This is a genomic window from Halostagnicola bangensis, from assembly GCF_054653435.1.
Genome location: NZ_BAAIGG010000002.1, coordinates 3,246,847 through 3,258,879 on the forward strand (window position 1 = coordinate 3,246,847; position 12,033 = coordinate 3,258,879).

At 56.6% G+C, this 12,033-nt stretch carries 16 protein-coding genes; 10 read left to right on the forward strand and 6 right to left on the reverse strand.

What is annotated here, in order from left to right:
• Positions 1 to 15 precede the first annotated feature (15 nt).
• From ACYQ14_RS17865 to ACYQ14_RS17885, 5 genes are all read left to right on the forward strand, one after another.
• Positions 16 to 963, forward strand: a complete 948-nt coding sequence (locus ACYQ14_RS17865) for a M48 family metalloprotease (RefSeq protein WP_459889912.1) — start codon at positions 16 to 18, stop codon at positions 961 to 963.
• Between the two features lie 103 nt (positions 964 to 1,066).
• Positions 1,067 to 1,207 carry a hypothetical protein gene (locus ACYQ14_RS17870; RefSeq protein WP_459889914.1) on the forward strand — a complete coding sequence of 47 codons (141 nt, stop codon included), beginning with the start codon at positions 1,067 to 1,069 and terminating at the stop codon, positions 1,205 to 1,207.
• A 144-nt stretch (positions 1,208 to 1,351) separates the two neighbouring features.
• Positions 1,352 to 1,819, forward strand: a complete 468-nt coding sequence (locus ACYQ14_RS17875) for a GNAT family N-acetyltransferase (RefSeq protein ID WP_459889916.1) — start codon at positions 1,352 to 1,354, stop codon at positions 1,817 to 1,819.
• Between the two features lie 241 nt (positions 1,820 to 2,060).
• The gene (locus ACYQ14_RS17880) at positions 2,061 to 2,537 is read left to right on the forward strand and encodes a hypothetical protein (RefSeq protein WP_459889918.1); all 477 of its coding nucleotides are present in this window, start codon (positions 2,061 to 2,063) and stop codon (positions 2,535 to 2,537) included.
• Between the two features lie 333 nt (positions 2,538 to 2,870).
• Positions 2,871 to 3,209, forward strand: coding sequence for a hypothetical protein (locus ACYQ14_RS17885; protein ID WP_459889920.1), 339 nt, complete (start codon positions 2,871 to 2,873; stop codon positions 3,207 to 3,209).
• Between the two features lie 122 nt (positions 3,210 to 3,331).
• Here ACYQ14_RS17885 and ACYQ14_RS17890 read toward each other — a convergent pair whose 3' ends face one another.
• Positions 3,332 to 4,510 carry a redox-regulated ATPase YchF gene (locus ACYQ14_RS17890; protein WP_459889922.1) on the reverse strand — a complete coding sequence of 393 codons (1,179 nt, stop codon included), beginning with the start codon at positions 4,508 to 4,510 and terminating at the stop codon, positions 3,332 to 3,334.
• Positions 4,511 to 4,667: 157 nt separating this feature from the next.
• Between ACYQ14_RS17890 and ACYQ14_RS17895 the strand changes: the two genes are divergently transcribed.
• Positions 4,668 to 5,033: a DUF2267 domain-containing protein gene (locus ACYQ14_RS17895; RefSeq protein WP_459889924.1), complete on the forward strand. Its 366-nt coding sequence runs from the start codon at positions 4,668 to 4,670 to the stop codon at positions 5,031 to 5,033.
• Positions 5,034 to 5,114: 81 nt separating this feature from the next.
• Here ACYQ14_RS17895 and ACYQ14_RS17900 read toward each other — a convergent pair whose 3' ends face one another.
• Positions 5,115 to 5,537, reverse strand: coding sequence for a thiol-disulfide oxidoreductase DCC family protein (locus ACYQ14_RS17900; protein WP_459889926.1), 423 nt, complete (start codon positions 5,535 to 5,537; stop codon positions 5,115 to 5,117).
• Between the two features lie 175 nt (positions 5,538 to 5,712).
• Positions 5,713 to 6,444 (reverse strand): GNAT family N-acetyltransferase, encoded by a 732-nt coding sequence (locus ACYQ14_RS17905; protein ID WP_459889928.1) that lies wholly within the window; start codon positions 6,442 to 6,444, stop codon positions 5,713 to 5,715.
• A 410-nt stretch (positions 6,445 to 6,854) separates the two neighbouring features.
• Between ACYQ14_RS17905 and ACYQ14_RS17910 the strand changes: the two genes are divergently transcribed.
• Entirely contained in the window at positions 6,855 to 7,343 is a 489-nt protein-coding gene (locus tag ACYQ14_RS17910; RefSeq protein ID WP_459889930.1) for a zinc metalloprotease, read from the forward strand.
• Here ACYQ14_RS17910 and ACYQ14_RS17915 read toward each other — a convergent pair.
• Both ACYQ14_RS17915 and ACYQ14_RS17920 read right to left on the reverse strand, forming a co-directional pair.
• Entirely contained in the window at positions 7,335 to 7,850 is a 516-nt protein-coding gene (locus ACYQ14_RS17915) for a DUF7344 domain-containing protein (protein WP_459889932.1), read from the reverse strand. The two genes, ACYQ14_RS17910 and ACYQ14_RS17915, sit on opposite strands and share 9 nt — an antisense overlap.
• A gap of 742 nt (positions 7,851 to 8,592) precedes the next feature.
• Positions 8,593 to 9,252 (reverse strand): helix-turn-helix domain-containing protein, encoded by a 660-nt coding sequence (locus ACYQ14_RS17920; RefSeq protein WP_459889934.1) that lies wholly within the window; start codon positions 9,250 to 9,252, stop codon positions 8,593 to 8,595.
• A 222-nt stretch (positions 9,253 to 9,474) separates the two neighbouring features.
• Between ACYQ14_RS17920 and ACYQ14_RS17925 the strand changes: the two genes are divergently transcribed.
• From ACYQ14_RS17925 to mce, 3 genes are all read left to right on the forward strand, one after another.
• Positions 9,475 to 9,897 carry a universal stress protein gene (locus ACYQ14_RS17925; protein ID WP_459889936.1) on the forward strand — a complete coding sequence of 141 codons (423 nt, stop codon included), beginning with the start codon at positions 9,475 to 9,477 and terminating at the stop codon, positions 9,895 to 9,897.
• Between the two features lie 256 nt (positions 9,898 to 10,153).
• Positions 10,154 to 10,681, forward strand: coding sequence for a cupredoxin domain-containing protein (locus tag ACYQ14_RS17930; RefSeq protein WP_459889938.1), 528 nt, complete (start codon positions 10,154 to 10,156; stop codon positions 10,679 to 10,681).
• 241 nt (positions 10,682 to 10,922) lie between these two features.
• The gene (mce, locus tag ACYQ14_RS17935; RefSeq protein ID WP_459889940.1) at positions 10,923 to 11,306 is read left to right on the forward strand and encodes a methylmalonyl-CoA epimerase; all 384 of its coding nucleotides are present in this window, start codon (positions 10,923 to 10,925) and stop codon (positions 11,304 to 11,306) included.
• Positions 11,307 to 11,379: 73 nt separating this feature from the next.
• On the opposite strand, the gene ACYQ14_RS17940 is transcribed toward mce, so the two are convergent.
• Positions 11,380 to 12,018: a ferredoxin--NADP reductase gene (locus ACYQ14_RS17940; protein WP_459889942.1), complete on the reverse strand. Its 639-nt coding sequence runs from the start codon at positions 12,016 to 12,018 to the stop codon at positions 11,380 to 11,382.
• Between the last annotated feature and the right edge of the window lie 15 nt (positions 12,019 to 12,033).

The following is a 12,033-nucleotide window of genomic DNA, read 5'->3' on the forward strand; positions in this document are numbered from 1 at the left end:
TGGGGAGTTGCTGGTGTGTCCTATGCTGTCCTGCTCGCTGTTGGGGCTGGTGATCTTGCGCAGAGCACCGTCGGAACGTACACGCCTATTCCTTCGAAGTCAATCATCGGTGATTTCGTATCCCAACTCGCGATCACTCTCGGTGCTTCCGGAGTAACGCTTGGAACGTACGCCTCGCTCGTTCCAGCGATCCGAGACGTTCGCGAGATTGACCTTCCAATCAGCACCGCACTTCTCCGCCTCGGACGGTATACTATTGCGTTCGCTGTGTTATTCTCAACGGTACTCGTTCTCCTCTTGGGGGCACTCTCGGCCGGAGGGAGCACGATATACTGGGTGTTTCTATTCGCGTTAATTGGTATCGTTCCGTTGACCAACACCTATTTAATCCATCTGTTTCGTCAGACACGTCCGCCCGAGACAGCCGAACGCCAGCGATTGAGCCGTCTATCCGAACAAGCCGGGCTATCCGTCAAAGATGTCGTGATTCTTGATGATGCAGACGAGACGGCAGAAATTCATGTCCGTGGAATACCGACTCGCCGGCAATTATTCGTCTCCGAGCACCTACTAGAGGCGTTCGACGACGAGACGCTTCAAACGATATTCGCAATTCAGGCAGGGAAACTCCGAGTCAATCATCGTGGCATTACGGTGTATCCCCTCCTTGGGTTTCTCGTGGTCGCTGTCGGTGCGCTCCTCTGGGGCTCAGCGAGTGCCGTCACGGCTGTAATACTGTTGGCTCTTCTCATCCCACTCCCGACGCTTTGGGTTGCGCGGCGCGCACTCTATCGCGCCGACGACTACGCAAGCGAAATCGCCGGGACGAAGACGGTCGTAGAATCTCTCGAACGGGTAGCAGACGAACAGAACATCGATATCGTTCGTGGAGGGGTGTTACGCGTAGTCAAATCCCGCCCGCCGCTTGGACGGCGTATCTCTCGGCTGAGGGGCAAATCGTAACATGATACGGTCACTGATGATCCCATCCGCCATGAGCTCAATGAGCTGGTCGGGGATTCGTCTAGTCCGAACGATTAACCGCAGTCGGGACGACACTCCAACTATGGCGACCGAGGAAGGTACAGAGTTCGGTTCCCCGCCCGATGAAGTGATGGACGACATTCGACGAGAACTCGTCCAGCGAGTGGCAGCGGCAGACCGGGACGCGAATCGAGACATATACGACGCGCTCGAAAACGAGTAGGGTGCCACGGTCGCGGTTTTGCGGTCATGGTTTTCGGATTTCTGTATGACGACCTCATGAATCTCTTATAGAGCAAATGAGGAGTATGACAAAAAAACAACATACAGACCGAAGCCTGAAGAACGAGCGTTGAGGTATCCCGGTATGGAGCTCGTGGAAGCTACCGCGAACGACCTTGATGCGCTCGTCAACCGTTGGTACGACCTCGCAAAGGGGATGGAAGAGTACTCCGAAATGAACGAACTCGCCTACTCGGACGTTCACGAGGTCCCCGACGACGGCTTCCGCGCACACTTCGATAGCGAGGACATCACGGACTACCTCATCGTTCACGAAGGCGAGACTATCGGCTTCGTCACTCTCCGCGAGGGTCGTCACCCTTCCCGACAGTACTCAAAGTACCTTCGTATTGTGAACATCGCTATCGACGAAGAAAATCGGAGTCAAGGCCACGGCACGGCGGTAATCGAGCGGGCGAAAGAAGTAGCTCGAGAGGGAGGATGTGATCATCTCAAAGTCTCCTGCGAGTGGCAAAACGAGGGCGCACGCCGGCTCTATCGCAACGCGGACTTCCAGCCGAAGCAAGTCGACTACGCACACCCGCTGGAGTAAATCGAAATGTGCCGATCTATCTGACCGCTCCAAACACTGCTGAAAATAGAGAGGGGGTGGCAACATATTGATGATTAGATCTCACGATCATAAGATGTACAACTGAGTACGCACAGTGTACACAACCTATAATACCCTATTTTGATCTGCCTCGATTTCGCGGTCACTACACGTGCAGATTGATCAAATCGGTGTTTGAGCTTCCCGAAGACATATAGTGATTTACATCAAATATTTGAGTATGAAGCGACGGAAATTCCTTGCTGTCGGTGGTCTCGGTATTGGGTTGGGGTATGCATGGAATAGGTCTCGATCTCCGTCAATCCCCAGTGGTATGACTGTAGATACGCTATACTACGAAGGGAATGTTTTCGATGCGCGTGATGTATTTGGGCCGAGAGAAGAGTCATACACGATCATAGCAGATGAAGAAACGGCGGCCAGCGAATTTAGAGATGTTGAAAAACTATCTAATTTTGCCGAAGCGACCAACTTTGATGAATCATATATTCTTGTTGTTCAAAACGGAATGCGATCAGAAGACGATCTCGAATTAGATTCGATTGAACGCATTGAAGACGGCCTTCAGGTTGCTATTTCTATAGACAAGCCACTTCTCTCCGATCATGATGACCACATTAGACATTCGCTTCTTATTCGTATTGCTGATGAAAAAAGCGTGCCCGATTCAATCGATATCAATATAGACGGCTATTGATGATCGGATTACCCTGCCAAAATCCAATACACTCTGTTAGTCCCTGTATTGTGTCGGACAAATAGTAGATCTTTCCACCCAACTAAAACGAGGTGGCGACTGATTGGAAGGTATTAATTAGTGCTCACGGTCTTGATTAGTGCCTTTGAGTCATGACATTGGACACAACTTATAAATTATATCTTGATCCGAACTGATTTCGCGGTCACTACAGATATGTAATATCCATTTTAGCTTTTCCCCCTTCTCTCGTGTGTAGTTCGTGCCGTTCTAAATGTAAGAATAGTTGGAATAGATGCATTATTATGTATTTTGACTTCTTTATGGCGAGTAATGGGTGACAGCACGGACAGTGAGTCAGAACGGATATTCGGGTATCCACGCCAAACTGTGATACTTGAAGCATTCAGAATCTCCTATGTAATAGGGATTACTGGTGTGACAATAATTCTAGTTTCATTTGGCCTCTACTGGCTTGACTTAGGGGTGCTGGAAGGAATTGACCCAGTGATCAGGGGTACATTGTCGGTGATTATCCCGACAGTACTCGCCTTTGGCTTGTACGTTTATGATCGCCAGCACAAACGGGACTTAATCATCGCTGACGCGGCGTTGCGTGTGGTCCGCCCCATCGCCGCGTTGATTCGTTTTCTCCGGGGAGGGGGACCATAAACAACCAGACTCGATAGCGCTGTTATCTGGTTCCAAAAAATGAGAGGAGTCGTGGAAACTGGCTCACCTGTACTGATTACCGCGCCAAGCTAAAACGCAGAGTATTATTTGTCACAATATCATTAATTAGTAGACACGATCTTAATCACGTCGCCCTCCTCGAGTTCGTGCGTATCCCCAACCTCCCGGCTCGATTTCGCGTCGACGGCGTGGAGGTAGCCGTCGCCGATATCGGAGTGGACCGCGTAGGCGAGGTCGACCGGTGTCGATCCGTCGGGGAGCAAGAACGCGTCGGGTAACACGTTCCCGCTTCCGTCCGACCACTTCGAGGCGTCCTCGACCGGATACGTGGTAAAGTACTCGAGCAGGTCGTAGACCGCGTAGTTCAGGGCACCCTGTACGCCCGTACCGTCCCAGTTGGTCATCGTCTCCGAGAGTTCCTCGAGCGCCTCGCGCTGTGGCTCGTTCGCGTCGTCGCTGATCTCGACCGTCTCGTCACCCGGGTCGTATTCTGCGAGCCCGCCATCGGCGGCCCGTCTGAGTGCGAGTTCGCCCTCCGCGGTCGTCGGTATGACGGGCTTGTCGAGCTCGAGCAGTCGCTCGACGTTTTCTTCGGGCGCGATATCGATCTTGTTCGCCGCGACGACGATCGGTTTCGTGCGCTGGCGAACGTCTCGAGCGAGCGCCTCCCGGTGTTCGTCGGTCCACTGGATCGGGTCGTTGGGATACTCGAGATCGCGGAGAACTCGAGCGACGTCCGTCGGCGTCGCTCCGAAGCCGGTTAGCATGTCGGCGAGTACGTCGTCGATGTCGAAATCCGGCGAGCGGGACTTTCGCTCGACAGACTCCCAGTTTCGGTCGACGATATCCGCCAGCCACAGGTCCATTTCCTCCTCGACGAAGTCGATGTCCTCGAGCGGGTCGTGGTCGCCGATGTCGACCGGTTCGCCCTTCTCGTTCGTGCCGCCGGAGGCGTCGACCACATTGACGATGACGTCGGCGTTCGTCAGCTCGTCGAGGAACTGGTTACCGAGCCCCTTCCCCTCGTGAGCGCCCGGAACCAGCCCGGCGACGTCGAGCAGTTCGATCGGGACGTAGCGCTTGCCGTCCTCGCAGTTGTCGGCGTTACAGCGCTCGTCGCGCTCGAGACACGGACATTGGGTTCGCACGTAGCTCACACCCCGGTTGGCGTCGATAGTCGTAAACGGATAGTTAGCGACGTCGACCTCCGCCATGGTCGCCGCGGTGTAGAACGTGGACTTGCCGGCGTTCGGTTTTCCGGCAAGCGCAATCGAGAGCATACCTACCCGTCGTTCGGTCCGGAAAACTGTCTTTCGGTTCGGGGAGTCGAGCACTGACGTTCGCTCGACGGGGTGCTCCGGCCGGACGAATTCGGCTTCAGATCCACTTTCAGTTGAAGACTCCGAACTCATCACCGTTCCCGCTGAATTGCCAAATATGCAGTACGAAGCGTTCACTGGGAACGTACAGAACCGAGCCCAGCTCGACTCTCGAGAGGCCGCCCTGAGCATCTCGCGAGCGACGTTGACGACGCTCTCCGAACGGATTCAACCCGGCGAAGCGGAGAACCTGGCCGCACAGCTTCCCGAGGAGCTCGGCCGGTTCCTCGAGAAAGTCGACGACGTCGAGCGGTTCGATTTCGACGAGTTCGTCGACCGCGTCGACGAGCGGGACGAAATCGGCGAGGAAGATCCATCGGAGGCGACGTTCCACGCGCAGGTCGTGGTCGACGTCCTCGCAGAAGCGGTGCAAGGAGGCGCACTCGAAGACGTTCGCATGCAACTCCCCGAAGACGACAGCTAGACGCGCTCTTCGAGATCGCCGAGAGCGAGGAGACCCCCGCCTGAGCATCGTCTCTCGAGCGTTCAAAATCGACGAGCCGGTTTACTCGAGGAATCGAGTCTGCGGGTTTCCGTCAGTATCGGGCATCGCACATCGATCTTTCTTTCCGAACCACCGATAACGGCGATCCGCAACGAAATCGTAGGCGAAATCTCGAAGCGCGCGGGGGAGGTATCGAAACGGCGAGAGGAGTCTGTAGACGCCGCCGAGTTTTGCGGCGATCCGGATAACGGCTCCCGATTTTACGAAGGCCTCGTTCCCCTCGATCAGTACCACCGACTCGAGTTCGTCCGTCGGAAGGTCGTGTTCGGCGAGCAAGGTTTTGCCGACATCGGACTGGAGCGACGCGAAATAGAACTGCTCGTCCGTATCTCGAGGCAGGATAAACTGGACGAATTCGTTGCAGAGATTGCAGACGCCGTCGAAGAGGACGATCGGTGCGTCGTCCGGAATCTCCTCACTCATCGGATGGTTGTGATAGCGTTCGGCCGCAATTCAGGATTTCGGTTGGCCGTACCGAGAAAGGGAGTCGAAATGTCGTCGCTCAAGGCACCGCTCGCCGTAGCAGTTCGGTGTTCAGTGACTCGTGGCAGTTCGGTGTTCAGTGACTCGTGGTCGACAACCGACAGCTTGGTCGCTGCTACAGTTCGATCGCCATCATCACTTCGTCGGTGTACTCGCCGTTGAGCTTGTAGTGGTCCTTTCGAATAGCCTCCGTCCCCCAGCCGTGGGACTCGAGGAACTCGATGGCATCTTCGTTGACCGACGGAACGCTCTGATAGACCTTTTCGTAGCCGTTAGCGCCGGCCCACTCGAGACCTCTCGAGAGGAGGTGGGAACCGAGTCCGTGCCCACGGTACTCCTCGAGGACCCCGACGGTGAGCTCTGCGGTGTGGCTCAGTTTGTCCAACTCGGGCGCGTTGAGGTGGACCCAGCCAACGACCTCGTTCTCGACCGTCGCGACGAAGAACATCCGCGACTCGAGTTCGTTGTATCGGAGTAATGCGCTCTCGTGATCGATCTCGTCGGCGACGCTCTCGGCGACGATGTACGTTCGTTCCTCCGCAACCTGACGGATCGCGCCGACGATGCCGGTCAGATCCTCCTGTCTCGCTGGCCGGATGTGGAACTCGAGATCCTCCGTGACGTACTCCTCTCTCGCGCCCGCGTCGATCGTTACCCTGAGCTTGTCGTTGTCGGACTGGAGACGACCGTCCCGTTTCAGTATCGCCACGTGATGGCGAAACCCACCAGCGTCGATGCGAAGCTGGGTACGAACCGTCTCGGGATCGACGGCACCTTTGCGCTCGACGTACTCGTAGATGCGTTTTCGGTCCTCGTGGCCGAACTCGAGTTCTTCACTGAAAGCCATGTTACGCTATAACATCCCAAACTACTTAATGCTTGGTCGACCACTACCAGCGTTATTCTCGGCGGCGAGTGGGTTCGAGGGTGCTTTCAAGTCGAAATCGTTCCCGAGAGACAGCCGTCGTCGGCGCTAGACGTTCTCGGACTCGAGATCGGCGGACCGCTCGTCAGCGACGTCCAGATACTATCGAGGCCCGCGTCGTCCGCCGCCTCTTCGATGTCAATAGTTCGTCGTCAATCTCGACGAGCGAACGATCGCCGTCCGGACGCTTTTGTGCCGTCAGCGATCCAATTCCGACGTCCGTGGACCATGAAACAGGAGTGAGAAGAGAAAACGCCACGACGACGTTCCCGACTGGCAACCAACGGATTGATAATCGCATCGTCGGGACCAGATAGCAATTCAGGCGTGTTATGATCGGAATCGAAGTCGCCGTCGCTGGGTGTGTTCTCGTCGCAACGGTCGGGATCGGGTTGGTCGCCCACGAGTTGTCACACGCGTTGATTTTGCGTCTCGGCAACGTCGAGTACGAGATTTCCTACTTCCCCGCACGGTCGGGAGGGGTTGTCGGTGCGCTGGCCAGTTATCCATGGGCCGTCGTCGAACCGAGCGACGCACCAACCGTGTCGACGCGGGTACTCCGGATCGCCGCACTGTCTCCGTTGGCACTTACGGTTCCAGCAATCGCGCTCACCTCGAGCGGAATCTCCCCGGCCGACGATCCCTTCGTCGCGGCGTTCACCATCGGCGTACTCGCGTGTGCGCTCCCCAGTCCGCAAGATTTCTCCGTCGCCTTCTACGCTCATCGACACGAGCACAAATCCTCGGAAAACCACGGCTCCGACTCCGATATCGAGCCTCCGTACTCGAGGGACCCCGGTCACGGTCAGCGGTCACGATAGGACGGATTCCCGATCCAACTCACCGCGATTTGACCGCCAGTGAGCGACCGCGACGAGTCCGACCGCCGCGAGAACGAGTAGAGTGAGCCAGAACGGTGACGAGAACTCGCCCAGAACTATCGCACCTCCCGAGAGGACACCACAGAGAAGAACGACAGTCCCGTACCGCCGGGGCCACGGGTCCCGAACTGGTTGTTGGCTCTGGACGTCCAGATATGACTCGAGTTGACTCGCGCGGGGACACCGTTCGACAAGTCCACGGTCTTTGTTGTAATCGACAATCTCGTGTTCGTCGAGTTTCGGCAGGTGCGTCTGGTACAACGAGATATACACCCGCTGGCGTTCAGAGGACGTGAGCGACTCGATAGTCGTCTCCTGTTCCCAGGCGGCAACCTGTTCGGCGAGGTTGCGAAGTTCGATCGGACCGTTGCGATCCTGCAGATATCGAAGCACATCACGACGCCGTTGGGTCTGGAGAAGATGAAAGATATCGTCCTTCGGTAACACTGTAGGCTTGTCGTCCGAACCAACCGGCGATACTGGTTCGACCGTCTGCCGTTGTCGACTTTCGTTTTCGCAACCAACACCCATCGGTTATGGTATATGTAGCCTCACCACATAAAACCGCGACTTGTCATATCCTCCAGGAAACGGGGGACGAACGGACGGGTGAGACAACCGCCTGGCGGCGACTCTCGACGGTCTGTATAGCGGTGAAAGACCCAGCGGACCCGTGTTGTTCGGGTCCACAGGGCTTGACAGTGGGGTCGGCCACACAGCCACGAGTGGCCATAAAACGCTGATTGAGCATGAGTGATCCACAGGACACAGGGGATGTGTCCTTCGTCCGCGGCTGGGAACCGCGGTCCACCAGCACTCACAGGGATAGTCGGTAGCCAATACGTTGCATCACGTCGTCGGGGTCACACCGACATGACTACTGTTGTACCGTCCAATATTAAAGCTAACTATGAGGGCAATATGCAACTGATCTCGCTAATAAGTACAGATATTGCAAAATATTCCCAAATAGAAGTCCAAACGCCAAAATACCAACTCATGGAGGGGAGAAACTTGTCCGAGCCGGAAACGATCGACATCCGATCGAGAGTGATCGGTAGCGTGTGAGCCGAGCTATCGTGTCCTGTCCCGACGCCCCCCTACGAGTCAACGACGCTCGATGTACTCGTCGCTCCGAGGAGGCGGTGGCCTCCTCACCACTTTCGGATGGAGAATCAATCAGCAATACTCACCGGTCCATCCCGACCGGAGCCATTCGGTTGGATAATTCAGCGCTGACGAGCGCGGAATGGCTCCGCCGTAACCGTTCAGAGAGGGCCTGATGCGAGATATCGAGTTCCGAAGCCAACTCCTCGAGTGTAACCTGGCGCGGAACATCGAAGTATCCGAGTTCGTGCGCCTTCAGAATCGTCTCGTACTGGATTTCGGTCAACGGTGTCTGGCCGTTCGACGTATCGTTCATGGAGCTGACGCGCGTGACGGTGGCCGCAAACTCGTGTTGTTCGAACAGTGAGTGACACTCCGAGACAGCCTCCCGGTCGTGAAAGAGCAACTTGACGGACCACGTGCCGTCCTGTCCGCTCGCCTCGAGAATCGCGCCGTCGTTTTCCGAGACGATCTTCTGGAACGTCTTGATTCCCTGATTGAACTCGAGTCGGAGTAACCACCGTCCGTCGCTCGCGTCGTCTAACGTTGCGATTACGTCGACCGACGGATCCCGTTCGAGCGCCGATTCGACCCGTTCACGCTCCGGTCCCGAAACGTATACGAGCGGCGGTCCTTCCCCGATCAATCCGCTTACCTGAAACTCGAATGTCTGGACGCGATCGAACGTTCGAGCGAGTCCGAGGCGTTCCGCCGGGACCTCGAGTTCCACCACTGTGGTCATCATCGAAATCCACCACAAACACGTATAGACGAGTTGTGTTAGCGGTAGCCTTGCCCGCCACCATTGCCGACAGACAGTCCCGAGTTGATGAGGCTCAGTTCCAGTGATCAGTCGTGATTCGGAACGGTCAGTTCGCATGACGAAAGCTGGGGACGTGAAGAGTCAGCGCAAGCATAGTCAAGCCAGTTGTATTTGATCGGAGCGAACGAATGTTCAGTTGAGATGTACGATACTATCCTGATCCCGACCGATGGAAGCGACGAGTCGAAAGCGGCCATCGAGCACGGAGTCGCGCTTGCCGATCGACTCGGTGCGACGGTCCACGGCGTGTCGATCGTTCCGGACGGGCCACACGGAGCGATGAAACGGGACGAGATGCGTGCAGACCCCGAAGAAGAGGCACAGGAAGCCATTCAGAACGTCGAAACGACGGCAAAACGCCACGGTGTCGACGTGACGAGTAGCGTCCGTGAAGGCGTCCCCCAGGACGCCGTCCTCGAGTTTGCAGACGAGATCGCGGCTGATATGGTCGTCATCGGAACCGTCGGCCGAACCGGCATTGATCACGTGTTACTCGGGAGCGTGGCGGAAGAAATCGTCCGCAACTCGCCCGTCCCCGTCGTAACGGTTCGACCTGAAGAGTGATCCTCGAGGACGCCGATAGCTTTCTGAACGATGGCAAATTCTCTTTTGTAGGGACGAATACATCCACTGGAAAGCGGCGGACAAACAGCACCAAAGATGGAACACCTACACGTATACGAGTTGGTGAATGTCCGTAACGATGTTCGCTACAGGGGCATAACCATCAATGACAGGCGAATGACGGGCGTCTGGTTATCCCACTCGAAGCCCGATACTTGACTTGATGACCCCTAAGGATTCACTATCACGACGACGAATGATCCAGTATACAGGTGTTGCCGCCGCAACAGCCCTCGTTGCTGGGTGTAACGGCAACGGGAATGGAAATGGGAACGACAACGGGAACGGAAATGGGAACGACAACGGGAACGGAGACGACGTCGCCGAGTGGGAAGGCGTCGACGAAATCGAACTCGAGGGCCATACGTCCGGCTGGGTCGGCGTCTCGCCCGATCCGATCGCCGACGAAGAGAATCCGACGCTGATCCTCTTCGAGGGCCAGGAGTACGACATCACCTGGGAGAACGCCGACGGCGACGAGCACAACCTCGAGCTACGAGACGACGGCGGCGAGGTGGTCGACGACTACGAGACCGACTTCAACTCGAGCGAGGGCGAGTCGGAGACGCTCGAGGGCGTCGAGCCGACCGACGAGATGACGAACTACGTCTGTGAACCCCACGAGAGCACGATGGACGGGGAGATACAGATTGAGCAGAACGGCGGCAACGGCGACGAGGGGAACGGTGACGAAGAAAACGGCGACGAAGAAAACGACCAGTAGCGTTTTCGGTGTTGGGTGCTACCGCCAATCCGACGGTTGCTGTCAATATTTTGGTAGAAGTTAGATCCATAGATAGCCGTTCGTCTCGGAACTGACTACCGTCGACCACGGGTTCCTCCTCGAGAAGCGGTCGCCTTCCATTTAGACTGCACTCTCGCGTGTACATCACCAGAGCGTATCGGCGACTACACGATCTGCTCCGAACACAAGAGTAAGGCCGCCACAGCGTGATCTCGAGACGATGCACTTCGATCACGCGGGGATCGCAACCGACGATGCACAGTCGCTTGCCCAGCTGTACGCTGACCTTTTCGGCCTCGAGATCGCTCACGAAGAGGAGTTCGACGGGTTGAGAGTTATCTTTCTCGAATGTGGTGCCGGTTACTTCGAGCTTCTCGAACCGCTCGAAGAGGGGACGATCGCTCGATACCTCGAGAATCAGGGCTCCGGAATTCATCATCTGGCACTCGAAACCGCCGATCTGGAGGGAGCTCTCGACACCGCGCGCGAGAACGGCGTTACGCTGATCGACGAGGACCCCAGACCGGGTGCGTGGGGGCATTCGGTTGCGTTCCTCCATCCGTCTGATACGGGTGGAATTCTGATCGAACTCGTCGAACACTGACCTCGAGGCACCCCCACGCGAGTAATCGGACTGAACCGAGACTCGTTCGAGAGCGAATCGGAAGAGAGTACTATTATCCGAAGTTTTCGATCAGCGCGTCGTCAGAATCACCGCCCACTTCGTCGATACGTTCCGCGACTGTCGTCACGAAATCGCTGAAGCCGAACACGTAGAACCGTCCGTCATCGAGGTGATCCGCCACGGCTTCTTCGAGTTCCTCGTTGCTATCAGCGTCGACGATACTGACCGCCGCACCCTCCGCTTCGAGCGCCTCGAGTCGATCTCGGTGGGCCGGCTCGTTGTCTTGATAGATCACGCTCGCGTCCTGATCGTGTTTGTGTGCAAATTCGGCGATGGCAACTGCGGGCCCGACACCGGGACCGCCTGCGACCGCGACGACATCCTCGGCCCCTTCGTAGGTTATAGCGCCCATCGGTCCCTCGACGTGTACCGTTTCCCCGCCCTCGAGGTCTGCAAGCCATGGCGAGAGGTCGCCGTCGGGATCGATTCCGACCGTGATTTCGAAGGTGTCGGTGACGGTCGCAGACGACAGCGTGTAATGACGCGCCAGTTCCTCCCCTTCGGGAGCCGCCCGAAGGAGGACGAACTGTCCCGGGAGCGCATCGAACGATTCGGGCGTCTCGAGTTCGATGGCTACCGTCTCGGGTCCGACCTCGCGAACTGCTTCGACACGAACTTCAGTTCCTTCCATGTGAACTTGTTCGAT

Coding starts and splice junctions, on each gene's coding strand:
- ACYQ14_RS17920 (WP_459889934.1), bottom strand. CDS start 9,252: ATGACCACAGTGGTGGAACTCGAGGTCCCGGCGGAACGCCTCGGACTC.
- ACYQ14_RS17900 (WP_459889926.1), bottom strand. CDS start 5,537: ATGAGTGAGGAGATTCCGGACGACGCACCGATCGTCCTCTTCGACGGC.
- ACYQ14_RS17910 (WP_459889930.1), top strand. CDS start 6,855: ATGATCGGAATCGAAGTCGCCGTCGCTGGGTGTGTTCTCGTCGCAACG.
- ACYQ14_RS17870 (WP_459889914.1), top strand. CDS start 1,067: ATGGCGACCGAGGAAGGTACAGAGTTCGGTTCCCCGCCCGATGAAGTG.
- ACYQ14_RS17875 (WP_459889916.1), top strand. CDS start 1,352: ATGGAGCTCGTGGAAGCTACCGCGAACGACCTTGATGCGCTCGTCAAC.
- ACYQ14_RS17885 (WP_459889920.1), top strand. CDS start 2,871: ATGGGTGACAGCACGGACAGTGAGTCAGAACGGATATTCGGGTATCCA.
- ACYQ14_RS17930 (WP_459889938.1), top strand. CDS start 10,154: ATGATCCAGTATACAGGTGTTGCCGCCGCAACAGCCCTCGTTGCTGGG.
- ACYQ14_RS17925 (WP_459889936.1), top strand. CDS start 9,475: ATGTACGATACTATCCTGATCCCGACCGATGGAAGCGACGAGTCGAAA.
- ACYQ14_RS17905 (WP_459889928.1), bottom strand. CDS start 6,444: ATGGCTTTCAGTGAAGAACTCGAGTTCGGCCACGAGGACCGAAAACGC.
- ACYQ14_RS17890 (WP_459889922.1), bottom strand. CDS start 4,510: ATGCTCTCGATTGCGCTTGCCGGAAAACCGAACGCCGGCAAGTCCACG.
- ACYQ14_RS17880 (WP_459889918.1), top strand. CDS start 2,061: ATGAAGCGACGGAAATTCCTTGCTGTCGGTGGTCTCGGTATTGGGTTG.
- mce (WP_459889940.1), top strand. CDS start 10,923: ATGCACTTCGATCACGCGGGGATCGCAACCGACGATGCACAGTCGCTT.
- ACYQ14_RS17895 (WP_459889924.1), top strand. CDS start 4,668: ATGCAGTACGAAGCGTTCACTGGGAACGTACAGAACCGAGCCCAGCTC.
- ACYQ14_RS17940 (WP_459889942.1), bottom strand. CDS start 12,018: ATGGAAGGAACTGAAGTTCGTGTCGAAGCAGTTCGCGAGGTCGGACCC.